The 23,580-nt window shown below is 50.2% G+C and carries 28 protein-coding genes; 12 read left to right on the top strand and 16 right to left on the bottom strand.

What is annotated here, in order from left to right:
• The first annotated feature begins 159 nt into the window (after positions 1-159).
• Complete coding sequence (locus ABI361_14280; GenBank protein MEO9321830.1) at positions 160-504, top strand: winged helix-turn-helix domain-containing protein; 345 nt, start codon at positions 160-162, stop codon at positions 502-504.
• Between the two features lie 196 nt (positions 505-700).
• Here ABI361_14280 and ABI361_14275 read toward each other — a convergent pair whose 3' ends face one another.
• Both ABI361_14275 and ABI361_14270 read right to left on the bottom strand, forming a co-directional pair.
• On the bottom strand, positions 701-1,129 hold the full coding sequence (locus ABI361_14275; protein ID MEO9321829.1) for a response regulator: 429 nt from the start codon (positions 1,127-1,129) through the stop codon (positions 701-703).
• A gap of 417 nt (positions 1,130-1,546) precedes the next feature.
• Entirely contained in the window at positions 1,547-2,407 is an 861-nt protein-coding gene (locus ABI361_14270; protein ID MEO9321828.1) for a hypothetical protein, read from the bottom strand.
• Between the two features lie 235 nt (positions 2,408-2,642).
• Here ABI361_14270 and ABI361_14265 point away from each other — a divergent pair, with 235 nt between their 5' ends.
• Positions 2,643-3,668 carry a hypothetical protein gene (locus ABI361_14265; protein MEO9321827.1) on the top strand — a complete coding sequence of 342 codons (1,026 nt, stop codon included), beginning with the start codon at positions 2,643-2,645 and terminating at the stop codon, positions 3,666-3,668.
• 144 nt (positions 3,669-3,812) lie between these two features.
• Here ABI361_14265 and ABI361_14260 read toward each other — a convergent pair whose 3' ends face one another.
• The gene (locus ABI361_14260; protein ID MEO9321826.1) at positions 3,813-4,418 is read right to left on the bottom strand and encodes a PH domain-containing protein; all 606 of its coding nucleotides are present in this window, start codon (positions 4,416-4,418) and stop codon (positions 3,813-3,815) included.
• A 307-nt stretch (positions 4,419-4,725) separates the two neighbouring features.
• On the opposite strand from ABI361_14260, the gene ABI361_14255 reads away from it, so the two are divergent.
• Entirely contained in the window at positions 4,726-5,118 is a 393-nt protein-coding gene (locus ABI361_14255) for a hypothetical protein (GenBank protein MEO9321825.1), read from the top strand.
• Positions 5,119-5,475: 357 nt separating this feature from the next.
• Here ABI361_14255 and ABI361_14250 read toward each other — a convergent pair whose 3' ends face one another.
• From ABI361_14250 to ABI361_14230, 5 genes are all read right to left on the bottom strand, one after another.
• On the bottom strand, positions 5,476-5,760 hold the full coding sequence (locus ABI361_14250; protein ID MEO9321824.1) for a hypothetical protein: 285 nt from the start codon (positions 5,758-5,760) through the stop codon (positions 5,476-5,478).
• Positions 5,761-5,903: 143 nt separating this feature from the next.
• A complete protein-coding gene (locus ABI361_14245) occupies positions 5,904-6,224 on the bottom strand; it encodes a hypothetical protein (GenBank protein MEO9321823.1) in 321 nt (106 codons plus the stop codon).
• Positions 6,225-6,816: 592 nt separating this feature from the next.
• Positions 6,817-7,014: a hypothetical protein gene (locus ABI361_14240; GenBank protein ID MEO9321822.1), complete on the bottom strand. Its 198-nt coding sequence runs from the start codon at positions 7,012-7,014 to the stop codon at positions 6,817-6,819.
• Between the two features lie 383 nt (positions 7,015-7,397).
• On the bottom strand, positions 7,398-7,748 hold the full coding sequence (locus ABI361_14235) for a DUF1801 domain-containing protein (GenBank protein MEO9321821.1): 351 nt from the start codon (positions 7,746-7,748) through the stop codon (positions 7,398-7,400).
• Between the two features lie 96 nt (positions 7,749-7,844).
• Positions 7,845-8,168 carry a hypothetical protein gene (locus ABI361_14230; GenBank protein ID MEO9321820.1) on the bottom strand — a complete coding sequence of 108 codons (324 nt, stop codon included), beginning with the start codon at positions 8,166-8,168 and terminating at the stop codon, positions 7,845-7,847.
• A 258-nt stretch (positions 8,169-8,426) separates the two neighbouring features.
• Between ABI361_14230 and ABI361_14225 the strand changes: the two genes are divergently transcribed.
• Complete coding sequence (locus tag ABI361_14225) at positions 8,427-8,633, top strand: hypothetical protein (GenBank protein ID MEO9321819.1); 207 nt, start codon at positions 8,427-8,429, stop codon at positions 8,631-8,633.
• 82 nt (positions 8,634-8,715) lie between these two features.
• On the opposite strand, the gene ABI361_14220 is transcribed toward ABI361_14225, so the two are convergent.
• Positions 8,716-9,138, bottom strand: a complete 423-nt coding sequence (locus ABI361_14220; protein MEO9321818.1) for a hypothetical protein — start codon at positions 9,136-9,138, stop codon at positions 8,716-8,718.
• Between the two features lie 85 nt (positions 9,139-9,223).
• A complete protein-coding gene (locus tag ABI361_14215) occupies positions 9,224-9,673 on the bottom strand; it encodes a hypothetical protein (GenBank protein ID MEO9321817.1) in 450 nt (149 codons plus the stop codon).
• Between the two features lie 146 nt (positions 9,674-9,819).
• On the opposite strand from ABI361_14215, the gene ABI361_14210 reads away from it, so the two are divergent.
• Entirely contained in the window at positions 9,820-10,704 is an 885-nt protein-coding gene (locus tag ABI361_14210; GenBank protein MEO9321816.1) for a hypothetical protein, read from the top strand.
• A 473-nt stretch (positions 10,705-11,177) separates the two neighbouring features.
• Here the strand turns inward: ABI361_14210 and ABI361_14205 are convergent, their stop codons facing one another.
• On the bottom strand, positions 11,178-11,588 hold the full coding sequence (locus ABI361_14205) for a hypothetical protein (GenBank protein ID MEO9321815.1): 411 nt from the start codon (positions 11,586-11,588) through the stop codon (positions 11,178-11,180).
• Between the two features lie 692 nt (positions 11,589-12,280).
• Between ABI361_14205 and ABI361_14200 the strand changes: the two genes are divergently transcribed.
• Together ABI361_14200 and ABI361_14195 are read left to right on the top strand one after the other, a co-directional pair.
• Positions 12,281-12,712, top strand: a complete 432-nt coding sequence (locus tag ABI361_14200) for a DUF488 domain-containing protein (protein ID MEO9321814.1) — start codon at positions 12,281-12,283, stop codon at positions 12,710-12,712.
• A gap of 604 nt (positions 12,713-13,316) precedes the next feature.
• Positions 13,317-14,825, top strand: coding sequence for a carboxypeptidase M32 (locus tag ABI361_14195; GenBank protein ID MEO9321813.1), 1,509 nt, complete (start codon positions 13,317-13,319; stop codon positions 14,823-14,825).
• Between the two features lie 54 nt (positions 14,826-14,879).
• Here ABI361_14195 and ABI361_14190 read toward each other — a convergent pair whose 3' ends face one another.
• Positions 14,880-15,356 carry a response regulator gene (locus ABI361_14190; protein ID MEO9321812.1) on the bottom strand — a complete coding sequence of 159 codons (477 nt, stop codon included), beginning with the start codon at positions 15,354-15,356 and terminating at the stop codon, positions 14,880-14,882.
• 1,241 nt (positions 15,357-16,597) lie between these two features.
• On the opposite strand from ABI361_14190, the gene ABI361_14185 reads away from it, so the two are divergent.
• The 3 genes from ABI361_14185 to ABI361_14175 all read left to right on the top strand — a co-directional run bounded on the left by ABI361_14185 (position 16,598) and on the right by ABI361_14175 (position 18,273).
• The gene (locus tag ABI361_14185) at positions 16,598-16,867 is read left to right on the top strand and encodes a winged helix-turn-helix domain-containing protein (GenBank protein ID MEO9321811.1); all 270 of its coding nucleotides are present in this window, start codon (positions 16,598-16,600) and stop codon (positions 16,865-16,867) included.
• 668 nt (positions 16,868-17,535) lie between these two features.
• Positions 17,536-18,066, top strand: a complete 531-nt coding sequence (locus ABI361_14180) for a hypothetical protein (protein ID MEO9321810.1) — start codon at positions 17,536-17,538, stop codon at positions 18,064-18,066.
• Positions 18,067-18,147: 81 nt separating this feature from the next.
• Positions 18,148-18,273 (top strand): hypothetical protein, encoded by a 126-nt coding sequence (locus tag ABI361_14175; GenBank protein MEO9321809.1) that lies wholly within the window; start codon positions 18,148-18,150, stop codon positions 18,271-18,273.
• Positions 18,274-18,378: 105 nt separating this feature from the next.
• Here ABI361_14175 and ABI361_14170 read toward each other — a convergent pair whose 3' ends face one another.
• Together ABI361_14170 and ABI361_14165 are read right to left on the bottom strand one after the other, a co-directional pair.
• Positions 18,379-19,818: a hypothetical protein gene (locus ABI361_14170; GenBank protein MEO9321808.1), complete on the bottom strand. Its 1,440-nt coding sequence runs from the start codon at positions 19,816-19,818 to the stop codon at positions 18,379-18,381.
• Between the two features lie 24 nt (positions 19,819-19,842).
• Entirely contained in the window at positions 19,843-20,055 is a 213-nt protein-coding gene (locus tag ABI361_14165) for a hypothetical protein (protein MEO9321807.1), read from the bottom strand.
• Positions 20,056-20,214: 159 nt separating this feature from the next.
• Here ABI361_14165 and ABI361_14160 point away from each other — a divergent pair, with 159 nt between their 5' ends.
• A complete protein-coding gene (locus ABI361_14160) occupies positions 20,215-22,263 on the top strand; it encodes an Ig domain-containing protein (protein ID MEO9321806.1) in 2,049 nt (682 codons plus the stop codon).
• Between the two features lie 48 nt (positions 22,264-22,311).
• Here ABI361_14160 and ABI361_14155 read toward each other — a convergent pair whose 3' ends face one another.
• Positions 22,312-22,533 carry a hypothetical protein gene (locus ABI361_14155; GenBank protein MEO9321805.1) on the bottom strand — a complete coding sequence of 74 codons (222 nt, stop codon included), beginning with the start codon at positions 22,531-22,533 and terminating at the stop codon, positions 22,312-22,314.
• A gap of 159 nt (positions 22,534-22,692) precedes the next feature.
• Here ABI361_14155 and ABI361_14150 point away from each other — a divergent pair, with 159 nt between their 5' ends.
• Positions 22,693-22,944, top strand: coding sequence for a hypothetical protein (locus ABI361_14150; protein ID MEO9321804.1), 252 nt, complete (start codon positions 22,693-22,695; stop codon positions 22,942-22,944).
• 28 nt (positions 22,945-22,972) lie between these two features.
• Here the strand turns inward: ABI361_14150 and ABI361_14145 are convergent, their stop codons facing one another.
• Entirely contained in the window at positions 22,973-23,482 is a 510-nt protein-coding gene (locus tag ABI361_14145; protein MEO9321803.1) for a signal peptidase I, read from the bottom strand.
• Between the last annotated feature and the right edge of the window lie 98 nt (positions 23,483-23,580).

The following is a 23,580-nucleotide window of genomic DNA, read 5'->3' as shown; positions in this document are numbered from 1 at the left end:
AAAAACCACCTGGATTGTAATCCTGACGTCAAGGACAGATGCGGGAGGTGCGGCGGCATAGCCTACTACATCATCCTAGACGAGGCAGCGAAAGCCAAACAAATGTTCGTCTGCGTAAGCTGCTAGCATGAACTGACAATAGTGAGGGTTCGAGAAAATATGAATATAAAACCTCGCGTGGCTAGGGACAAAAACGAGATTTTAGAGCAAATACTCGGCTCGCTTGAAGACGGAAGAAGCGCGACGAGATCGAGAATAATGTACTATACCCTTACCGGCCTGCGCCAGGCGGACAGCTATCTGAAGATGCTTGAGCGGTCAGGGTTGATAGAACGATTAGGGCCGCAGATCAAAAGCTTTAGAATCACTCCTAAGGGAAGGAAACTCCTGGAGCTCCTAAGGGCATGCGAACTCAAATGGCCAAGTTCTAGCCCTCAGACTCTGTTGAATCAAAAGCAAGGCAGGCCTGCAGCGCACGGCGACCAGAACATTATAAACAAATGATTCTCAAGTCTTTAGTGCCAGGCGTCTCGCTCTCGGTCTTCTATATGGTCGCCCGAAATCAGTATTTCCCTATCTACATGACCTCAAACATCGGTATCGCAGCTCAATGCCTTATTGCATCTGCCCGTCGATGCACTACCTGCCCCCAGGTGGAGAAGCGAGTCTAGTGTCCTCAATCGCAGCAAATCAGCCCGGCCTATGTCTGTTGAAAAGAAGACGTTTGCTCGCCTGGCTGCTCTAGGCCAAGCTCGATGGCGATTATCCTGCCGAGCTCGTCAATAGTTACGGGCTTTTTCACAAAGCAACTGACCTTTATTTTTGGAAAGACCTTGCGGAACTCGTCATAATAGATTTCATACGCCGTTATGAAGCAAATCTTGACTATGGGGTCTATGTGCTGGATTTTCCTGTAAAGCTCAAAGCCGTTCATGTTTGGCATGCGAATATCAATGAGCATAAGATCGTAAGCGCTGGGCCTGTAATCGTCGAGGGCTTTTCTTGGGTCATTGTATGCAGTCACACTGTAACCATTGGCCTCCAGCCCCCTCTTTAGTACGGACGTAATGTCCGTCTCATCGTCGACAACGAGTATTCTGCCTTTACCATTCGTTCTGTTTGCTGACAATAGGCTTTACGGGCACTTGTATGTACGTTCCAACTATTAAGTTACGCCCGCGAAATCAAACATAACAAAATAACAAGAAGTCTGTCCAGATCCTCACCGGCGAATTTCAGGCCACAAGATATTCGCGGTCCGGAAGTTTGGTCAGCAGCAGGTACTGATCTTCCAGACTGCAGCAGTTGCAATCGTTAACGACGCATTCCTCAAGCCTGTGAGACACGCAATTGATGCACTGGCACATTTTCCTTCCGAGATGCTCCATGTTTGATTTTCAACGTCAGATGCTCCCGCTAATATATACAAGGTAGCTCAAAGATTTCCGGATCAACTTCCCAAGTTTACGCTAACTAACCTTTCTCTAAATCATGAATATCAAGCTGGCCGTGCCTGGAATCAATTTGTCACGCTGCAGCCCCCATGCTAGCTGCCTTTTCTTTTTATGCGAAACACAAAACGAAAAGCCTTCATGTAGATGCTCTCTCCCTTGCCCTTTGAGAGTGACTGCGAAAGAATCGCGAATATGATTCCCAATCCCGCCGCTGTTGACGTCAGCCAGAGAACAAAGCTGTTAGCGGCGGTAAAGTTTCCTGCAATTACCTCAGACGCAATCCTCCACGCGATTGTAATCAGGCCCTGACCGGTTCCGACCATTACTAGGAACTTGCCCGCGTTTACCCTGTTTGCCATAAAAAATCCCGAGCCAGCCAGAACCGAAATGCCGCTCAGCTGGCTCAGGATTGCGAGAACACCCAGAGGGATTATGATAACGTCCCAGAAGGCCCTAATGCTCTCTATTGAGGCCAGCTGCTGCTCAATCATTTCGTAGGTTGCGATGTTGGCCTTGTAGCCGGATATCAAGAAGAGGATGCCCGAGACCATGGCGACCAGGCCTGCAATCCGGTTTCTAGTCAACCACACGCGCGCCAATAGAGCCCTGTCTCTCCGAGGATCGTGCCTAATGTGGGCATCGGGCAGTTTAGGGTCAGAAGCGTAAGAGTCCTGCAAGTATCGCTGCGAGTTTTTTGATCTTATGGCGGAGGTGCTTGTTTTCAGCAGTATTCTCATCTTGCTGTCAACTGACAGGGCGTCGGACTTGGGAATGATGTATTTGCGGAGCGAGACAAATCCCGCTTTGACTATCAGAAAGTCGCCGGCAATAGCGCGAAGAACTCCCACCTGTCTTCCGTCTGACGAAATAACGGGTCTATGCACAAGGGCCGACCAGTCTGCAAAAGGATTACTGGGATCTCTATCGCTATCTATGGGGCTGCCGGAAGACAAATCGTAGACGGATACACTATGGCTCGAATGGGATTTAATGATCTAGTAGCAGCACAAAAAGGTCATCGCAAGGCCCCTGCACTTATCATTGCCAAATCAAAATTGGGCTCCTAAAATTCAACCCTTCCATCGGAATTACCGTATGTAGATTATTCTTCACACCAATAGCCTAATCCGTATCGAGATTATGGACATTGATCGAAGTCGGTTCCATGAGAGGCATGGTGGCGCGTACATGACAGACTACAATATATCAAGGCAATCAACTAGCCCAGCAGTGGACAGAGACCCGCATTCGCGGGCGGCAAAATCGCTTCCATCGCTAATCGATCTTATCCGGCACAACAACGTCAGGGTCTTCAGGCCGGTACTGCAGCAAAAATTCGGCTATACGTATCCTGATCTGGGAGTCGAGGCCCTGGAGGACCAGCTGCAGATGCTGGAGCTTCTTGAAAGAAACGGCCTGGCTGTAGCCGAGGATGCAGTCCTTGCACTAAAATGTCCAGACTGCAGCTCCTACGCCTTGTCATTCAAGCTCTCGTGCCATTCCTGCAAGTCTGGCAACCTGGCCAAGGGGAGCGTGGTCGAGCACCTCACCTGCGGCAACACGGATTTTGACGAGCGGTACATAGACGAGTACGGGCGCTTTGTCTGCAGAAAGTGCAACAAGCGCCTCAACGCGCTTGGAGTAGATTACTCAAGGCCGGGCGTCTTTTACCGATGCCAGTCCTGCAAGGCACTTCTGCCAAGCGCGGAAAAGGCTTTTGCTTGCCTTGGGTGTGGCAAAGAGTTTCCCGAGGACAGTCTTGTAATGCTGCGGCTCCCTGTATATGCGGTCAAGCTCCAGGCCATGGACAAATTTGCCCGCGCAAACCACGACATAATGCAGGTTCTCGCCGGGGAACTAAGAGAGAAGCAGCTGAAGGCTGTCTGTCCCTGCCCCGTTTTGGGCGCGTCGGGCGTGCCTCAGAAGTTTGGAATTGTAATTTATGCCAATGACAATGAAAGTGTGCCGCTTGCCGCCGGGGACTTTAGTGACCAGTACGAGTCTGACGAAACAACAATCCTGTCTGTTTTTGCAAAGAGTATGGATACTGGTATCAAGCATAAAATGATAATTGCCTCCAGGCAGATGGATCTCACGGCGGAAAAGCTGGCCGCCGCCTACGGAATCAGGTTGTTCCGTCTGGACGGCGGGACAAAGCCGGAGACGCTGGTAAGCAGCATTGCTGAATGGATCCAAGGGATTCAAAAACCATAATGCTGCATCGCTTTTGACGACGTGCAGTATCGGGCCATGACCGGAACCTCTCGGCCAAGGCAAGAAAGGCAGCTCTTGAATTTGAAATGCCAAGCTCACTTGAACAGCCGGCTCAGCATCAGCCAGTCTCTCTTTTGCTCCCTTTTACCTGCTCTTCCTGATAAGGTCTTGTTTCATCTGGATAAACTCGGTATCCGTAAGTACGCCGGATTCCTTGAGCTTTGCAAGTTTGGCAAGCTCGTCAGCAATCGAAAGGGGCGGGCTGGCAGCTGCGACCTGAGCCGATTTTGAGTTAGTTATGCCTTGGCTGATGATATTGACTATTTCTTGGGCCTTGTCCTTTGGAATCGCATCTATCTCGCCCTCGTTGCTGTGCTTTCCAAACTCAATTGAATTAAGATTCCTCTCAGACATCGTGCTAAAACCCTGAGCCCGGAGGAGTATGCTCGAGGAGAAGACCCCCTTTTGCAGCCTTGCGCTTGTGATGTTTACGTAGGGAATGTCCTCTACGCTCTGTCTAAGACCCAGAGCGCTTGGGTCCTTGATGATTAGCCGCCTGTCTGTGGCAAATATTATTGCGGGCGTCATTGCCGACCCTCCGGGCCTGACCCTGGACTGCTTGGCCACAACGAGCACCTTTTCATCCGGCTCAAGCCGGTCTGCAATCTTTCTTATCTCGCCAAGCTCGTCTTTGTCAGTAATGTCTGTCTTGAATGGAATCTCGTCCTTCTTGCCAAACCCCAGTGGCATCAACTCGCGTCGTTTATGGCATGATATAGGTTTTCTGCAATTCCATCTGACGCTATCAGCTGCTTATCTTTTCATCCGGTAATGCTGGGAACATCTTCAATAGTCGGGACTATGGATCTGTTATTGCTGTATGGCAAGGCGTCTTGTACACAACCAGCCCGATTTTACAACGAGGCCAGTTGACCCGCTCGGCCGATACGGCTGACACAAACTAGCATAATTACATGAAATCGAGTTTTTGTGGTACAAAAGACACGTAAACGTTACATAAAGAATATTAGAACAGTGTCAAACGCCTATGAAATAGATGGTCTGGCAGTCTATCTGCGACAAGATGATCTCGCTGGATTCAGCCATTCGGTTTGTCGGCGTTGCCTCGATGCAAGGCAGCATTCTCGCGGCCAAGTACAGAACCGGCCTGCAGCCACTGCTTACGACTGAAGAATCCGAACTTTCGATCATGCATTCGGTAATACGGATGAGCATGAGAAAAACTCAGGAGAAGCAGCTCGGAAAGCCTATCTACGCATTTGCGCTTTACCAGAAGGTAAAGAGAGCGACCATCGTAGCGTATGATTCTGCCAGCGAAACCGAGGAGCTGGTGATGGTTTCGCTTGACAAGGATTCGAATCACGACAGCATCATTTCAGAAAAAATACTACCTTATCTTAGGAGCGCAGGCAGAAAGATACTTGATTGAGCAATAGAATATACGGCGGACCGTTCAGGACGCGCACTAAGTGACGCGCGACCTTCAAATCCCCTGCTGTCACTGTCGTTCTACTATCATAATACGAAACTTCAACTGGCAAGATGAGATAATTGAATACTTTCTATAGTTTTGTTGTCTCTGGGGAATCATTGTTTTTGCTCTGTCGCGGATTGATAAATTGACTCCTGCTCGCGAAGATCTCGGCAGAAAATTCAACGGTTGGCAGCGCAAAAACTTGTCAGGTCAACTAGCCAGCACTGACTCGTAAAACCTACTACCCCCCAAGCAAGCACTTGAAAATCCTAGTCCGACCAAGCCGGGCGGTCGGAGCTGCAGCGAGCTAGATCATGCTGCAGCTGCCGCGTTTGTTGCACGCGCCTTTGTTATTCTGCCTTCGGGCGACTCGCTTTGCCATGACACTGATCCGTATACGAGGAGGAATAGACCTGCGACTATCACAAATATCAGGCTGTAGTCTGTCCATCCAAGCCAGAACCCTTGGCTGTCTTTGAATCCCTGCTGCGAGCCCTTGGTTATTGCAGGCTCCAGGTATGCCATTGCGGCAAAGCCACCGACCAGCAGAGCTGCGCCTCCCGCCGCCATTATCTTTGAGGCATTTCGCGGTGACATTGGCAAGATGGGGGTCACTTGTTCGATGTAAGATTATCGGTGAGATTTACCGGTACATGGCAACTCTCGGGATTTGAATGCGCTAAAAAAGCTCAAGGTAATATCAGCAAAGCAATCCCTGCAAAGTGCTTGCCTGACGCAGGCTATTTCGCATTCCGTGCACTGTCACGTCTAGACGCCCTGCGCTTTTGGCGATAAATGTGCTGCACCTGCGGGAGGGTACTGTCGCATCGAAGGCAGCGCCTTGTAAACGCGGGATAGTCAATGCAGCACCAGTGGCAGACGTTCCGGCTCTCGTAATAGGCTCTGTAAATAATGTGCGCCCTAAACAATTGCATCAGCCCGTGCCTCAGCTCCTGCTCGTTCATAAGCGGTCGGGCCTTTCGAAACGCGGTGCAGTCTGTGCCCAAACTATCAAGAAATGACAAAAGCTCATCAATTGAGAAGGGTTCCTCGCCTTGCATAATTACGCGCATAGCTACGACATGAGGTATAAAACATCATCGAGCTGTTGTTCTAGTATTTGTCACTAGGATTTTTTGATAAATGGGGTATATTCCCATTCGCGGACGTGGAGGCCCAGTCTTGCTTTCCACAACGTCTTCAGTAACACCAGCCAAGTATGCCCGCAATCCAGCGTTATGCTCAATTATTTGTGGATTTTCTCTGACGTGACAATTTTGCAAGGACTTGAAGTGATCGCCATCTCCACGCAAACTTGGCCGCAACTATGGCCGCTACGATAACGGCCCATACCCAGAGCGAAGGCCCAGACACGGTGACAACCTGATTTGTCAGTCGAGGGAATTAAGGTTTCAGAGCGCATCCCAGCCGTGAATGACTGGGCCTTACATTGACGCTTTTCGCAAGCATCTGGCGCAATATCGCCTGACGATCAGCACATCTTTGTCCGCTTCAAACAGCGCTTCCATCGTCGCCTCACGCTCAAAACACTCAAAGCAAAAGTTTGAAGGCTTGTCTGGGTCTTTTGGAATGTACTCCCGGGTTTCAATTGGCCGACTTGGCAAGGCTATCTTATATAGAATTTTATCCCACTTAATTTACCATGCTGTGATATGCATTGTGACAGCCAATAGCTTGCAGCGAGTTTATGACAAATTCGAGCGGCATGGCTATGGATACCGGATAATCAGGCCACAGCGGTAGCTGGAAGGAGCTCTGGGGGATTGCCATCGCTGTTATCTTGTTTCGATTCTTTTTGTACACTCGCTCATTTTGTATTCCCAGTTTCAAGCACGATTTGCCATCTCCGACGGATGGAGTAGGCGTATCAAAAAGTACTCGCCACAAGTCACTACATGAAAACGGAGAAATCTTGCGGCCCTTGACGCTCCTCTGCTAACAGATAGCTAGCGTCACCTGCTGGCGAGCAGCCAGTTGCTCAATATCTTGATCGAAATTTGAAAGAAGCGGAATGTCCGGACTACCGCACATTGAAAGCTTTCGTGCTTGACTCTCTCATTCGGCATGCACTGTCTGCACGTCAGATTCGGAGATTTTTAAGCATTCGAGGGGCGTATAGCGGGGAGGGGTCTCTTGATGCCGTTTATGCCGGCGCTGCTGAGAGCCGTCAGGCTGAAAATGACAAGGACTGATTTCAAGAATTGATTCGGCTATTATCCGCCTTCGTTAATCTTCATGCGAGCCCTGACTAGCTTCTTAATCAGGGGGAGCGGCAGCTTTTGGTCGAGCGGAATGTGAATCGCTGACTTGGTTGTCTTGTATTTTGCGAGTTCCTCCGTGTATAACCGGACGATCGGCGGCCTGAAATACAGCCCTATGTGATTTTTCATAAGGCCAAACCAGACCAGCGAGCCTTTGTAATTGTAGTAGGGCATCCCGTAGCTGATGCCTTCAGAAGCTTCCGGTGCAGCCGATTTGATCGCAGCGCGGAGCTCACGTAGCTTAGACTGAACAATGCTCGGCGCGAGCGCTATATACGATTCGACGTCCTTGGGCTTGCTCATGGGTTTAGCGGCTAAACCACAACATTTGTGCTTTCCTTATCAATCAATTGTCCGCTCAAGCACGGATAAAAGGTTGAAAAAAGTCCGGCCGCCACGTTAAAAAATCGTGGGCGGAGCCTGGTCAATGTTGTCCATTAGAGCACTGACGGGGGTGAGCGCGTGAATCTTGACATCGTTCCAGGCAATGATGCCTGTCTGCATTGCAAAGTCCCTGACCGATTCCAGACTTTCTGCCTCAAATATTGCGATCATTAGGTGCTCTGGGTCGTAGTGGTCAAACGAGAGCATTTTGAGGTTGTGTCGTGTTGTAAGTTCGGGCAGCGCCTTCCACCATTTGATCGAAGCCTCGCGTGAAGCCTTGTTTCCCGACGGACAAACGTTTGGCGGATGCGTCAAAGTTAATGCAAATCTTTTTGCCATGGGGTCAAACCTGCAAATGTAGCTAATATCCTTTTTTCCAGATGCACTCAAAAATCAATGAAGATTACCGCGCAACGGTAAGAAAGTTGCGCTGCTTGCGTCTACAGCGCTTATTCTTGCATCTAAAAGTCAGCGGTCTTGCAACCAGTGATTGCAGCGTAGCTGCAGCTTACTAGATCCAACCTATATCCCAAGGAAATGCCAAACACTCTGGGCGGGTCATGAGTGCGCCAGCGATACATAATTGGAGGCATCCTGATGCTTGTCATCAGCGTGCCATTGTTTACCTTCTACTCCTCAGCAGCACAGCAAATAGTAGTTCCGAAAGACCCTTTTGAAAAGCTATTCAGTCCCACCGCTGCCCAGGATTTGCAAGACGCCAAAGCAGCGCAGGCTGTTTCGCTATTTTTCTTGGTTGGGGGCTCTGTATGCCTGGTATCAGGAATAATGGCCAAGGATGCATAGCTTCCATCCGGCCGCCAACTGTGGAGCAGTGCTATGTTTTTGTGAACGGCCGGTGCAGAGCGGCCCCGAGATGTACGTTTTCCTATTTCCATTCGTACCCTATTGCGGAAAACTCGAGCGCCGCAGGATTGAACTCCACTTCCGCCACTATAATGAGCTTGTTTAGGGAGGCCAGCTTTTGGGACTGGGTGTATCCTGTGATGGTGACAAGACCTCTTACCTTGCTTCCGTCCTCAGAAGTCCTGCTCTTCTCATGCGCCCACCACATGTAATGGTCGCCGCCCTGGGTTATGATAACGCCTTGATAGCTAGCATCCCAAACGCCGTGTGGATATTGATTTATTGTGCCGGAGCCGATGTTCCTGCCACTCGGGAAATTCCCGAAGCCCCTTATCTCAGACACAAAGTTTACCTTCATCTTGGTGCCTTCGACCGGGTGAACTGACTCGACACTCATGTTCGTCACCTTTCCAGTTTCCTCAAACAGTTTTTCGCCAAATGCCATGCCGGAGTGATTATTCTGTCGATAGATAAGCATTATCGGGCCGATGTCCCTGCAACGTTAATGCTGCAGTCAGATCTCGGTGATTTCAGCATCCCTCAATACTGCAGGACGGTCTTTGCGTGGCATTGAGGAGCTTTTTGATATACGGGATTACCGTTTCCTTTAACATTGCGCTTGGGTTCTGTGCTTGTGGCCTGATTGAAAGCACGATTACAAATTCATCTCCGAGGCCGAACTTGTTTGCAGCATCTCGAACCAGGATGGTTGCTTTCACTACCTTCTCGTATTCAGTCAGCGAGAATAATGGACTCCCTAGACTGTCCTCCATTGTCTTTCTTGAACTCATCCTTATCAAAGCCTGCATTATCCAGAGTTGCGTTCGCTCTCCCACGAGTAGCGGGATAGCGTCTTCTCTGTATTGGATAGCTACAATCCTTCCCTGCATAGAGCAAATGCAAACGAACCGTAGGTCGCCTTCAAGTGATAGGATATCGTCGCACAGCCGGCGAAAGTTCATCCCTGTTGAAACGCTCAAGACATCCTTACGTGCGGGGCTTGAATTATAGGCATTGTGTGCGCTGATCACTAGCTGTGAGTTACATAAAGCGAGGTCAGCAAAATCTTCCTCGCTTAGACCATAATTTCCGGTATTGATATATACTTCTGGGACCCTCAAAAGTCGTGGCATTTGTCCATTCTCTGGTAATTAGTGACGGCCAGCACCGAAAGAGTGCAATAGAAAAAGGAAATGGCAAAAGCTCAGGACTCTTTTCTCTTCTGACATATTTTCTCGGCTCAAACGACAACGCAGTCATCCTTCCGGTAGAAGATGGAAAAAAGGAAGGGATGTTAAGGCAACTGCAGGACGACGCCAGAAATATACCCGGGGGCAACTTTCTAGGAGCATATATCCAATCAGGCAGGATCATGCTGGTAGAGACCTCACTGTTCCACCAAAAGGGCCAAGACAATGCAGATCCCGAGTGGGTCTTGAAAAAGTGGATAGAGGTAGCCAAAGGGCTCAGACGGAAGCCCACTAGCAAGAACGTGATAATCATTTCAGACCAGCCTATGGTGATGAAAAAGGTGTTGCGAAATAACCTTCACAGGCTTATAGAATATGAGAGCAGAGTTTCCGAATTCGGCCGCCTGCATCAGGCAACCATTCGGAAGCTGGGTCTTCGCGAGGCGGTATGCTGCTATAACAAGCAAACGATCGACAAAATGGAGCCAAGGCATCTGATAACGCTCATGCGCTGCCACGACTCGATGGTTGATTTATCGCGACCAGAGAGGCATGCGCTGTGGCATCCCATCAGAATCCAGAATGTCATCAGTCGAGGCATTACAAGCGTACTCGGCCGTGACTCTGACAGGCTGATATTTCACACCCTGAAAGTCGTATATGGCATCGACCGGGAAAAAGTAGTATCCGATCCCGACGTATTTGAGGCAAGGCTGACAAAAATTCTCGGTAGCTCTGCAAGAGTGGTGATTGACTCCATTGCTTCAGAACTTAGAAGAGATATCTACACCTTTGGCGAATGGGATACTGCAGCCTGCTAGAAATCTAAGCGACATCATCTTTGCAGCCACTTGGGCGGAAATTGCCGGGTGCGGTTTTGCTGCCTGTCAGACACCCGGGAGCGGCAATTAAGATCTGACCTTCGCCAGCAATGTCAAGCTTGGTTTTCCGGCCGTGTAATTCTCGATTCACATTTCAACGGCCAATTGTGATGGCACTATTGTTCCTTGGGTATTGAATTTCTATGGTCATAATCTAGAGATACATGTTTGTTGTCTAGTGGTCAACTAAAGGGAGTTTCTCAATGCAGAAATCCGATCTGTCGTGCAAGTGAGGCTTCCAAACGCTACATGGCTATGACAGACCACAGCCGGCGAGTCATTGCGATTGCCAGGCCGTGGTCTGCGACATGTTTGGCGCAGTAAAGCGCGCTGCTAGACAACGCGGCTGGAAATAAGAAGGCTAGTCAGGCTTGCGGTACTACACTGAACTGCATCATATGAGAAGAACCAAGTCACCTGAAGTTGACTGCAACTATGGCCCTGTCAGTCATCAGGTTATTATCAACCTCACAGGTCCAGTTCGCACCGTTAAGATCGGAGAGTTTTGGCGATGAGGTCCAGATCTGGCCTTCACCTCGCATCCTTGCAACGCCTTTTGCATTTGGAGAATCGCCCGTGCCCTGTCCTGAGCCATACACCATGCCCTTGTTTGTCATCTGGATAAACTTGACTGACCATTCAGATGTTCCGTCGGTCTTGGTGCGCACCTGAACCGTGTCCCAGTGTGTTCCCCTGTACTTGCCCGTTATCGAACCCCTGCTGGTCATTTCGCTCATGATGCCCTGTTGGCCAACCTCCGTGATCTTGGTAGACGTGGTGTTAAGCCTGAGAACCAAATCTGATTTGGCCTTGGATTTTGCCATAATTACGAGCTAGAACTGCAATAGATATGCTTTCTGTTTTGCGCATTTCCATGGCGATTGATGCATCGCGGGGCAAGAGGAGCAGCTTATTCTATGAAGAACCTGCCCAGCTTGTCAGTCATGGCCCACCTTCCGCTTTGCCTCTGAATGAAATTATTGTGGATAAGAAATGATATCCACATGTCGACAAGCTGGCCGTCGCCGCGGAATTTCTCGATAATGTCCTCCTTTCTCAGCCCGCGCTCAAGGCATTTTGCAATGTAGAATGCCTGAGCAAACCCTCTTGACTTTAAGGGGTCGTCCGCGGTATTGTTCTTGGAAAGATGGGTCAGTGCTTGCCACTCCTGAGATAGCCGGAAAGAATTTCTCCAATTCGAACTATAGTTCCCTTGCGGTGACTAGTTCTACTACTGTCTACCTGAGCGGCGGCTCAGTTACGGCGCAGTATGCTGGAAGTTGCTAGAGAAAGCCACCGTCATGCTTATCTTACTTGACCTGGTTACAGTCGGCGCCGTTGAAACGGGGCTAGGCTGAGCAGCGGTTGCCTCCGTCTGTCTACATGCTCGCTCCCCTAGCCCTTTCTTTAATGGCATGTGCCCAGTTCAAACCTTATTTGACGTAATGTAATCTGTCAGAGAACTTGCTTTGCCGGACTACCGCCTGTTTATATCGGCCTGACATAAACACGGTCAGTGGATCGAACACATCTGTCAGAACCAGTTTTTTTCACCATTGGCTACTCCGGACTCGGAATTGACAGGTTTGTACAAATTCTAAAGGACAATGGGGTCAAGACCCTTGCAGACTCGAGATTCAACCCAACTTCGAGAAACCCGGACTTTAGGTCAAAAGCCCTCGCAGCGCGGCTTGGTAAAGAAGGAATCCGGTACGTCCATCTAAAGGAGTACGGAATCCCAAGCGAGATAAGACAGCATCGCAAGCCGCTCGACTGGTATCTTGAGAACGTCAAACCAAAAATCCATCCATCGATCCTTGAGTCTTACGACAAGCCTGTATGTTTCATGTGTATGGAGGCTGACATAAATTCGTGCCACAGGGGAATTATCCTAAAGACGCTGATACAGTCCGGTTGCGAGGGAACGGACCTTTACCCGATCGATTAAGAACTATGGCAGCTGCGACGTCAAATCACTTACGCCAAGTTCAAGGCATCGCGTTTTCGTCAACAAGTCTTGGCGATACTTCGGCTGATGATCTTAAACGCTGCACTGGCATGAGTTTAGTTTTTCATAGCTGTCCAAAAATTTCAGGCCCTTTCCCGTTGTCTGGTATTGGCGGGTGGCATGGTCGAATCCAAGTAATCCGTGATGGACCAGCAAATCAGTAAATTCATTCATTCGTTCGTGGGGAACAAAGGCCGCGTATCTCAATTTGGTTTTAGACAGGGCCGACTTTGACGCACATTCTAGCATTTGTGCCAGAATATCCGTGCTCGAGCGATACTTCACATAATGTTGGAAATTATCTGGCATATATGCCTGAGGGTGGGATCTTAGCGCAGCAGCTTCTGCTAAAAATCGCTCTTCAAACACAGGAGTATCCTTCGGTCGCGCAAGACTCGCTTGGGCATGGGCATGCTTAGTTCATTCTAGCCTGCACAGAATCTGGATGATCTCAAATGACGCGCATATACTGGACGCGCTCATGCGCTGCCTCTGCGGCATAATCACAAGACTAAAGTGCGCGGGTTCTTAGAAATCCGACAGTATGAACTCAGAAAATCCTCTGATTAAACAGATTCTTGACGCTTACAAGCCCCTTTGGTCCATCAAACATGCAACCGCGCTGATGGAATGGGACTTTGAAACTTACATGCCCCGCAAGGGAACCGAGCAGAGAGGAGTTGCCGACTCACAGCTCCAAGTCCTGCACAAGGAGCTATTGCTGAACAACAACTTCGCCGGTCTCGTAGAGGCAGGCAAGAAGCAGAAAGGGCTCAGCGACGCCGAAAATGGCATAATCCGCGTGCTTGACAGGGAGATTTCCAAGCAGAAAAGGATTCCAAAAGAGTTGACGGAGCAGGAGTCCCTTGAGCGAATCCGTGGAAACATGGCATGGAGGCAGGCTAGGGCGAAATCCGACTTTAAAATCTACCAACCACATCTGGAAAAAATGATAGGGATAAAGACGCAGATAGCTGACAGGCTTGGCTATGAAAAACATCCCTATGACGCGCTTTTGGACAACTTTGAGGAGCAGCTGACTGTGGCCGACCTTGACAGAGTATTTGAAGTCCTCACAGTGCGCATTCAAAAGATTCTGAAAAAGCTGGTGGACTCTGGCAGCCCATTCTGTCAGGAAAGCGCCCTTGCGGAGCAAAAATATGATGCACAGCAGCTCGACAAGCTCAACCGGGAAATCCTTGCGCTCCTGCAATTTGACATGGAGCGCTTTAGGATGGACGTATCGACCCACCCGTTTACGCAGCCAATCGGGCTAAACGACGTGAGGATCACTACAAGGTACGAGGGGAGCGATTTCAAACGGTCCATATCAAGCACTATTCACGAAGCAGGCCACGCACTTTACGATCTCCAGTGCGACCAGTCGCTTTCGGTCACCCCAGTCGAGGGGGCATCGTCGCTCGGACTCCACGAGTCGCAGTCAAGGTTCTGGGAAAATATTGTCGGCAGAAGCAGGGCGTTTGTTCAATTGATTGGACCTCTGGTCAGGAGGAACCTGAGTTTTGCAGGCCATGCTTCCGACAAAGAGCTGTACCTTTATTTCAACACAGTCAGGCCGGACTTTATCCGCGTCGATGCAGACGAGGTCACCTACAACCTGCACATTGCGCTAAGATACGAAATCGAGAAGAAAATATTCAGCGGCGACCTGAGCGTCCCGGAGATACCGGTGTTCTGGGACGATAGGATGGACCAGCTGCTCGGAGTCAGGCCAAAGGACGACGCTCACGGAGTCCTTCAGGATACACACTGGAGCAGCGGCCTGTTTGGCTACTTCCCGACGTACACGCTAGGCAACCTGATCTCTGCGATTATAGCATCAAAGATGCGCGCTGACCTGGGCGACATTGCAGGATACATACAGAGCAGCGACTTTGCGCCAATAAGAGAATGGCTCATGCTCAAGATTCACCGGCACGGTTCAGTTTATTCACCAAAAGCGCTTCTGCAAAGCGCGTTCGGCGAAGGGTACAATCCGGACTATTTTGTGGCTTATCTGGAGAACAAGTACCTGGGAACCCAGGCTTATTGATTAGTTTTTTTAGAAGTGGTGAAAACCTGGCAGGTCGCCTAAAATGCCGGCATCTCAGTCTGTCAGCCTGAAAGACGGTTCTACCTGACCGGGGGCTTGAAGGTCGGCAAACATCTTGGCCCCAACATTACCTGCGTTTCCCGGCTCCAAATGCCGGTCGATGTTGTCCTTGAGTTGCGTAGGCGACAACGGTTTCATCAGGAACCCCTCCACGGGAAGGTCGGAATTTATCTGGTCCTTCTCATAATCATACGCTGTCATTAGTATAACCTTGACATCGGGGTTAAGCCGCTTTACGTGCAGCAAGAGCTCAAAGCCGGACATCACGGGCATCCTGATGTCAGAAATTACCAGGCTGTACTTGTCCTGATTTTGCTGAAACTCCCTTGCCGCCTGGACGGGGTCTGTAAATCCTGCAACATGGTACCCCTTCATTTGCAGCGCCCGGACAGAGACCTGGACAATATCAGGCTCGTCGTCGACCAGCATGATTAGTTTGTTGCTGTCGGGAGCACCTGGTCGCGCCTGCATGCCTCACGGAGGCGAGCGGTGCTATTTATCTATAAGTGATTGATGCTAGCCGGACGAACGGAACCGATTGCCTAGCACCGTAGTAAATACGTGCAAATCCGGAGAAAGTCCACATCCCGCCGGCGCATTTCATCTTATGTCTCTGAATTAGAATACAAAATCCGAGTGATTGCAGAGTGCAGGCTTTCCAGATCCCTGTCAGTTGGGGAAACTAGCATTATCGAGTCAATATCAACGCCTAGCCGACGCAGTTCACCGCACAGAAATGCCGTCCTAGGCGCTGCCTCCCCCTCTGGCACCGCTCCATCTATGAGCGACGGTTAGATAAGCAATCCGATCAGCCTGTCCCTCAAATGGAAATACCGCAGCAATCAGCCCTTAACCGGCTATATCCGCGGGTAAGAGTCCGTCGACTTGTCGGTATTACATCGTCTTTATGCTGGGTTCGGGACCGTGCCATCAGCTTTATCTCCGAATTCTCTCTATCTGACCAAATGACACATGTTTCAAGTCTGCGACGTGACGTCACCTCGGCGCAGAGCTCGCACTCGTGTTTCCCATCTCTCTGGCATTGCATGGAGTGGTCAGAAAATTCTGAGCGCACGTAACAAGCGAGCAAGAGCAAACCTTCCCGATCCCCTGATACCGACTGCATGCTTGGAAGAGGATGAACTCTCCTGCGGGGCTGGTTAGATTCTTGCGGGGTGAGCCGCCAGTCAGTGATCGGGCAGTAATGTTTAATCTACCGTTTGATCACAATCGCAGCTTGGGAGAGGGGAATTAAGCCATGCTCGGCCATACTTGGTCACGCGGGACGGTTGAGCATGGTTGCCTTGTCACGAAGGCTCCCCTCTCCCTTTTCGTAAACCAGAGATTCTGACGACAATATTATTCCTTGTTCGCAATATACATTTCGCCGGCTATAGTCAAAATAGATGTATTTTTTGTATCAATCATTGAAACTATAATCTGTTAGATTCCAGACGCTAGCAAGATGGTTCAATTTGACAAGTTCATTTTCTACAGGCTGCGGACAGGCATGCGTTATATCCAATGAAGCCTAAGGTAAATGCAGCTCTCACGGGTAGAGAGTTTCGACAAGGCGGGTGGCGGCTTGACTCGGGAATTCGCCCGCTGCGTAGGCCACCTCCCCGCCTGAATAATCTACTGTAACAACGCCACGAACATTTTACAGGGCGGAAATATATACTGCAATCAACCAACTAGGAAATAGTAAAGTAATGAAATATAGAAGTAGAACAGAGATCGTGACCAGCATGCTGGCAAGCGCTAACGGCCAGCGCGTGACTAAAACCAAGCTCATGTATGCTTCATTTCTTTCGTACGCGCAGTTGAGGGAGTACCTGGCCCTTGTCGTCGAAAATGGACTATTATCATTTGACAGCGGCAGCCAGACGTATCAGACAACGCCAAAGGGGCTGCAGTTCCTGACCTTGGCTCGCGGACTCGGGGAAATGATTGAACACGAGGGTCAGGTAGCAGCGCAGTAGGCAAGTCTGTATAGCCCCACATTCTACTGCGCCTCTGCTGCAATGGTCTCAGATAGAACAGTCAAGCCTGCCAATGAAATGGCGGCTTCTCGACGCTTTATCAAGATGCTAAAAGCGCTGCAATGCCAGACGGGACAAGTCTCTTGATAAGGCAAGATGGAACTTGACCTCGGAGACAGCGTTTTAGGCGCGGCGACTCTGTAGCCAAATTGCAATCGGTCTATTTCCGTAAGGCCCAGCCTAACGACGGACAGCTGCCCAGCCATGCACACGAATTATGTTGTATCCGGCAGAATGCCGCTAAGAATCGACGAAGCGAGCTAGCAGGAATAGGGCCCGGGCGACAAGCTGTTACGCTGGCTCATGACGCATTGGTTGTGGGAAGCGACCGTACCTAGCCCTCGACATGACCAGGGCATCAACTTGCGCAGAAAGCTGTCCATTCTATTCTGTTGATACTTTTCAGATTCTCCGCTGTGGACAGCGGGTTGTCATTCCGCTCGACACACTGCTCGCACTCGTTACGCATTTCTCATGCCCGGAGAAAACTGGCTCAAAGCAAGTCAACGTGCGTTTTTTTCTTACAATCTTGCAACTGTGAAACCTGATAGTTTCTTTACTACAAGTCCGGCACGAGACCTAAGAACCGCCGGCAACAAGAGCTATCGATGAAATCTAGCATGAACCAAATGCACTTTCGTAATGCACGCGTCTCGTGCATAGCATTCTCGCTCCTATCCTTACTATCGCTTGCCCTTGCAGCGCTCCCGGCCGGCACAGTGCAACGAGCTTTCGCGATGGGCGATAACCCAACTTCGTGCGACAACAGATACGACGCGACGGTAACGTCAGTGGTTATCCAGACTTCCAGACAGAACATAGACGTCTTGGCAGAGCCATCGGCAGTGATAAGGCAAAAAGCATTTACCGGCTATGACATGACGATAACTCTGCACGCCCAGCCGATCAGTTCGGCTGGTAACACAAACCCGGGGAGCGTCTGGTATTCAACAAGCGCGTTCGGCTATAGTCTTGGAACGTGCGTTTCCGGTGCTCTTGCCAGCCACGATATCGTGGTTACGCTTCACAATGTGTTCATGGGCCAAGCGAATCCTAATGGGATAACCAAGCAGATCGTTACTATTGGCTCATGGCCAAACACACAGCAGGCGAGCTACCGGGTAGTCTGGCATCCCTAGTCTTCAGGAAGTGGAGTCGTCAGCCGGATAACTGTAGCAGCTGCTTTATTTTTCCACTCTTGAAAGTGAGATGTGATTTTCATGTCAGAAGATCTGACTAAGATTGCAAGAGGGTTTGCCGACGCCTTTGTCAGCCTTTCTTTTTCTCACGTAATGGCTTTCCTAAAGCTGCCTGCAAATGGTTACGGTTCTGACAATACCATGTGAGTACGCACTTGTATGCGCGCCAGATTCCTGAGCGGTATTCAAGACCAGCCAATTCAAGTTGCTGCCGTGAAGACCTGCAGTTCGAACGAAAATTAGAGGCCCGAATCATATAGCCTCGGTTCGTTCCGATGTGGCGATATGCGAATCAGGGGCTGGCCTTGTTATGCCCAAGAGCCTTGCAATCCTGATTCCCTCTTCAGAAAATGAAAGGGGTGAGCTCAGTGCGTCGAGTCTCAAGACATGTTCGTTCCTGCTCCCTCCCTCGATTTCCTGGCGCAAAATTAGCTCGCCTTCCCTGCTCTTCTCTCCCACCTTTGAAACAATGGGGGAGAATGATCGTGCGATGGATTCCAGAAATAGTACCGCAGCGGTTGGATCGTACTCTGTCGAGTCTGCGGCGATTCGGGCAACGGGGCGCTGGGAATCCCCGATTCTTACCATGACAGATGCAAGCCTGCTGCGAAGGCAATAGACCTTCGGGTCCTTCAGAACCTCCGCCCTGTCGTAAAGCGCCTTGCCAAGGAGCACGATATTTCTGGTGTCTGCTGATTCGCGCACTTGGTCGTGCTGGAGGACGTCTCTTTCCTCGACAATATTTCCATGCTTGTCTTTGGTCAGGGCGGAAATAATAGGCCTGCAGCTAACATCCTGAACGTCCGGAAAGGCAATCTTTACACAATCATAATCCGGTTTGGACGCATCGGCCGCCAGGACGGCTTCAAGGACCGAATTCGCCCGCAATATTAAGGAGATAATGTGATAACTGTCGACGTTGGCAAAATCCGGCTCTCTCTGAGGTGGCCTATCGCGGGACAGCTTGAATGGCTTTCTTAGTCTTTCAGACATCGACACCTTAAAGCCGATTGGTAGCACTACTTCTTTGAGACCAAGGTCGGACACTTTTCTTTTCCGGCTCCAGAATTCCAGGTCGGTTGCATCGATATCAAACGAGTACGTGATAAGCGCGCCGTCGTTTCCTGCAGCGTCGCCCAGAACTATCGAGCTGGAGCGCGAAACGGCATAATGCTTCAAATCGTCTCCCATCGAAACACTCACCTCGCCAGACATCCTTGATGTTATGGTATATGGCAGGTTGGCATGGTCGGCCAGCAGCCATTGCTGCAAATATTCCGCCGATGTCTTTTTCAACTGTGCTACCCTCGATGAAAGGTGTTCGCCATACCTGCCGCATTCCGCTGCGAATCTCTTTTCTGTATCGTCAAGCATACCAGCGATTGCAGGCTTGGAGTCAAACGCGGTTGAACCTTGAGGCCCGGCTGCCAGCGCTGCGTCGAACCTTTCATTAAATGAGTCCATGCTTGCGGAAACCTCCGACTTGAATTTTCTAAACTGCAGGGTCAGATCAGTGCACATACTGCTTGCAGCCGATAGCGCTAGGGTGGCAGACTCGATTTCGCCTTTGGCCCTCAACAATCGTTCTGTTAGGGACACAAAGTCCCTGAGCATGGTCAGAAAGTTTTTGTTATCTTCAAAGGGTGTATAGTCTGCGTAGAGGTACCTGCCGGTCGTCTCCCTGCTTGACATGCAGCCTGTACGTCCTCAAAGAATTTAACGCTTGAATCGCTCCTTGCTTCCGCTCCATGTCAGCTTGTACCTGAGCTTGTTGTTGCAGCACTGGCAGCGGACGGCGCTTGTATGCCAAAACACCTCGCACTTGCCGCAGTACCTCCATCCGTCGCGGTACGAAGCAGACTTTACTCCGAGCTTTTGGCACAGGCTGGTGCAGGGCATAATGACAGCTAGCTCCGAGCGCCTTGCCATATAACCAAGCTGACACCTTGGGGGGAGGGGGTTCGACTTGCTTGGTTCTAGTAGAGTTTGCTAGAAGAATGTGATCTGATCATCGCACCTCAAGCCCCATAGATCTGATAACTCCAAACTGTTATTCTTTTATATTACTTGTTTCTGTAGAGAGCCGACATGTTAGGCGCTTTACAGCTTAGCAGCCGTACTAGCCTGGCGATGGTTCTGGCAGGAGTTTTGATTCTGTCGGCCTTCATCGCACCAGTGCTATCAAGCAGATCGGCATTTGCGGCAGAAAACGCAAAGAATGCGCATCCACCCGCAAAGACGATCACTCATCCAACATTCGGACCAATTCTTCCAATATACAATGGAATGGGAGCTATCATTGGTAACGGTCATGTGATAATGGGCGTTGACTATGCAGGACAGCTTAACGTTCCATACCGGGCAATCAATGGGACTGGCTGGTCATTGCCTACTAGCGACCCGGGTCACCCACCGATAGGTTACGTCGGCCTACGCAATGGCAACGGCTCATTTGCATCAACAGAGCCAGGATGTCTCTGCGAAGGATGGGGAGTCGCTATTCCAAGCAACACAATTGGAGACCCTAATGCAACAGGCTATGCAAACAATGCAGCTGGTTCTGCAAACCTGGTCGTCAACTCGTTTGCAGGCACCGACGGCGGTTCTAGCGCAGTATCCAACGTCACGGCATTTAACAAAATCGTCGTAACTCATGACTATCACCCGACACCACTTACACCATACTTGTATCAAGTCACCGTCAGTTTCAAAAACAACGGCACGACTGACCTTAACAACGTCACATACAGACGAGTCATGGACTGGGATATTCAGCCAACTCAATTTGCTGAAGTTGTCGGAAACCACGGCGTCAAAGCAAACTTGGAGCCTACAGGCAGGCTAGTTCACAGCGGAGACAACGGGTTCCTTACTTCAGACCCACTTCAGGCAATAGTACCAAGTGACTTTCAGGTTGATTCAGGAACATACAACCAAGACTACAACTACAGCGGTCCAGATGACCACGGTGGAGTATTCGACCTTCAGGTTGGCCCAATAAAGGCAGGACAGACAGTGGCATTCAACGAATACTATGGAACTGCTCCAAATGAGGCTCTGACCAAGGGCGCACTCGCAGCAGTAAATGCGACGCTTTACTCGCTCGGCTACAACAGCGAGCCCGTCGTAAACGGAACTAACGTGGCAGACGTGAACGGCACCTATGGTCCGGTCTTTGCATGGGGCTTTGGCGGAATTACAGGCTCCGTCCTTGACCACCCACCAACAATCGACCCAATCGCTAACCAGACAGTCGCAGTCAACTCTACAGCCACATTCACTGCAGTCGGCCATGACTCTGACGTAAACGACACACTGACATACTCATTGTCAGGCGCACCCACAGGAGCATCCATCAACGCGACAACAGGCGCATTCTCATGGAAACCAAACGGCAGCAGTGGCCAGACACCGGGCAACTATACCTTTGACGTCTTTGTAACAGACTCGCACGGGCTGTCAGCACACACGCCGGTAACAATCACAGTAACCTCTGCCGTAACTGGAAGCACAGCTTCAGTCACCGTAATCAAAAAGATAGAAGGCGGCTGGGCCACCTTGGATAATTTCACGCTGATGCTAAACGGCCAGCCAGTTACAAACGGCAGTGCAACTACTGTAACAGCAGGACAGCAGCAGAACATCAGCGAGTCATTCAACCCGCCATCCTTGGAAAGCCAGTACAGGACGCTGTTCCAGGGCGACTGTGCACCGGACGGCACCATTTCAGCTGACAAGGTCAAGGCAGACGCAAGCCTTCAGTGCGTCATGATAAACGTCTTTGTAAAGCACCACAAGCACGCTGAAGAGTCGCTTGTATGCCAGGACTACAACTCTACGGACATCAACGGCAAGACAATCCCGACAGGCAAGGTAATCAGATGCGAGTCGTTTGACAACAAGTCAGACGTAAATGGCATGCGCTTTATGGTAAAGGGTCCGGACGGCGTAATGCTTGACTCTGGCAACCAGGCGTACAAGAGCGGAGAAAAGATATACATCACTTTCATGGACAACGCAACAGGCAGCTACACAGTACACATTGCGTACTATGACCTAGACGGTCACAAGATAACTTCAAAGTGTGACCTCTACGTCCACTTTACGGCTGCAACAAGAGTAAAAGGAACAGCATAAACTGCCAGATGGGGCTGGGAGCCCCCTTCTTTTTGTTTTTAACAACTCCTAGCTAACGACTTTTAGCAAGAATACTACCTTGTCAGGCTCTTCAAGTCTTCCGCATTGCAGCAGCTCCAATTTGCTGTACCCTGTGTCATGCGACGTACTGCGCTTATGCGCTTGGAACTCTTGCATTGAGGTGAAAAGACTCCCGCAGCCGTTGCATGCAATTAGCATGGGCCAGTCATTTGCCTGATCGTTGCGTTGTATCCCCTGCGAATCGGACATTGGGCGTTCGACGCGCATGATGGGTAATTAACAGTGTGCCAGACATATCCGCGACTTATGTGAGAAGAAACGTCTCTAAAAACCGTGAATGGCTATCCAAGTTCCCGGATCTTTTTGCAGCTCAATGAATTATATCCTGCAGGAAAGCCAAGCAGAACGTTGCGGACGGGGCGGGTGACTGCAGGCTTTGTAATTGCGATTGGAATCGCCTTTATCGCATACGGCGTTTATGACATCCTTTACGCAAGGCCGCAGCCTTCTCCCGGGGGCGTTGACCAGGCCGCAGACGTGGACAACGCGGCAGCATGGATTGCAGGTGCCGTCGTAGCATTTGGGTTTGCAGGCGGGCTTTTTCTGTACGCATTCCGGTCGTTTAGCAAGCGCGGGGAAATTGACAGCAAGACGAAATGACCGATCATCCCGGGGACTTGGGATAAATCTAGGGGCTTGTCATCATCTGCCTTGGCGCGAGCCAATTGAGGATATCTCCTCCGCCCCTTATCACCACGACTGATTTGGCGATATAGTTCTGCTGCGAAATCGGAAAGTCCAAGCCATAAATCGGGTGGGAATTGGCATCCCCCTTTGCGACAAGCACGGGTACGCTACGAGACGTTCCAGACGGCCTCCAGAAATCGATATGGGTCACTTGTACGATTCTATGCGAGATAATGTCGGCACCATTCGGCGCGCTAAACACGATAACGTCACCCACCTTGAGTGAGTGGAAAGGATAGTTCGGGTCGGCCACGATAAGGTCGCCGGGATAGATTGAAGGCTCCATGCTGCTGGTGGTTGCGATAAAGAAGCGAAACGAATGGGACGCAACAATCACGAGCGTGTAGACACCGACACCAGCTGTTAGGCCGACTGAAATCATTATCATGAAAGTCAGTCTCGTCTTGTACTTTGGATCCGATAGCTGGTGCATAAGCTCGCTAAAGCCCATACAGTAATAGTAATGGCTGATCGATCCTAAAAGCATGCACCTAGATTTGCTTGGTTGCTAGTTGCCTCTATCAGTCGCTTGAACCATGAAATTCGTCG

Source organism: Nitrososphaera sp. (assembly GCA_039938515.1).
Lineage (GTDB): Archaea > Thermoproteota > Nitrososphaeria > Nitrososphaerales > Nitrososphaeraceae > Nitrososphaera.
The sequence above is the reverse complement of the archived record's forward strand: the minus strand, read 5'-3'. Positions and strand labels throughout refer to the sequence as shown.

What these genes read in the sequence shown, in the direction of transcription:
- ABI361_14225 (MEO9321819.1), top strand. Translation starts at nt 8,427, where the DNA reads ATGCTTGTCATCAGCGTGCCATTGTTTACCTTCTACTCCTCAGCAGCA.
- ABI361_14170 (MEO9321808.1), bottom strand. Translation starts at nt 19,818, where the DNA reads ATGTCAAGCAGGGAGACGACCGGCAGGTACCTCTACGCAGACTATACA.
- ABI361_14235 (MEO9321821.1), bottom strand. Translation starts at nt 7,748, where the DNA reads ATGAGCAAGCCCAAGGACGTCGAATCGTATATAGCGCTCGCGCCGAGC.
- ABI361_14160 (MEO9321806.1), top strand. Translation starts at nt 20,215, where the DNA reads ATGTTAGGCGCTTTACAGCTTAGCAGCCGTACTAGCCTGGCGATGGTT.
- ABI361_14190 (MEO9321812.1), bottom strand. Translation starts at nt 15,356, where the DNA reads ATGCAGGCGCGACCAGGTGCTCCCGACAGCAACAAACTAATCATGCTG.
- ABI361_14280 (MEO9321830.1), top strand. Translation starts at nt 160, where the DNA reads ATGAATATAAAACCTCGCGTGGCTAGGGACAAAAACGAGATTTTAGAG.
- ABI361_14175 (MEO9321809.1), top strand. Translation starts at nt 18,148, where the DNA reads ATGTCAGAAGATCTGACTAAGATTGCAAGAGGGTTTGCCGACGCCTTT.
- ABI361_14165 (MEO9321807.1), bottom strand. Translation starts at nt 20,055, where the DNA reads ATGGCAAGGCGCTCGGAGCTAGCTGTCATTATGCCCTGCACCAGCCTG.
- ABI361_14205 (MEO9321815.1), bottom strand. Translation starts at nt 11,588, where the DNA reads ATGGCAAAATCCAAGGCCAAATCAGATTTGGTTCTCAGGCTTAACACC.
- ABI361_14230 (MEO9321820.1), bottom strand. Translation starts at nt 8,168, where the DNA reads ATGGCAAAAAGATTTGCATTAACTTTGACGCATCCGCCAAACGTTTGT.
- ABI361_14250 (MEO9321824.1), bottom strand. Translation starts at nt 5,760, where the DNA reads ATGTCACCGCGAAATGCCTCAAAGATAATGGCGGCGGGAGGCGCAGCT.
- ABI361_14255 (MEO9321825.1), top strand. Translation starts at nt 4,726, where the DNA reads ATGGTCTGGCAGTCTATCTGCGACAAGATGATCTCGCTGGATTCAGCC.
- ABI361_14180 (MEO9321810.1), top strand. Translation starts at nt 17,536, where the DNA reads ATGAAATCTAGCATGAACCAAATGCACTTTCGTAATGCACGCGTCTCG.
- ABI361_14220 (MEO9321818.1), bottom strand. Translation starts at nt 9,138, where the DNA reads ATGGCATTTGGCGAAAAACTGTTTGAGGAAACTGGAAAGGTGACGAAC.
- ABI361_14265 (MEO9321827.1), top strand. Translation starts at nt 2,643, where the DNA reads ATGACAGACTACAATATATCAAGGCAATCAACTAGCCCAGCAGTGGAC.
- ABI361_14155 (MEO9321805.1), bottom strand. Translation starts at nt 22,533, where the DNA reads ATGTCCGATTCGCAGGGGATACAACGCAACGATCAGGCAAATGACTGG.
- ABI361_14260 (MEO9321826.1), bottom strand. Translation starts at nt 4,418, where the DNA reads ATGCCACTGGGGTTTGGCAAGAAGGACGAGATTCCATTCAAGACAGAC.
- ABI361_14195 (MEO9321813.1), top strand. Translation starts at nt 13,317, where the DNA reads ATGAACTCAGAAAATCCTCTGATTAAACAGATTCTTGACGCTTACAAG.
- ABI361_14145 (MEO9321803.1), bottom strand. Translation starts at nt 23,482, where the DNA reads ATGGGCTTTAGCGAGCTTATGCACCAGCTATCGGATCCAAAGTACAAG.
- ABI361_14185 (MEO9321811.1), top strand. Translation starts at nt 16,598, where the DNA reads ATGAAATATAGAAGTAGAACAGAGATCGTGACCAGCATGCTGGCAAGC.
- ABI361_14245 (MEO9321823.1), bottom strand. Translation starts at nt 6,224, where the DNA reads ATGCAAGGCGAGGAACCCTTCTCAATTGATGAGCTTTTGTCATTTCTT.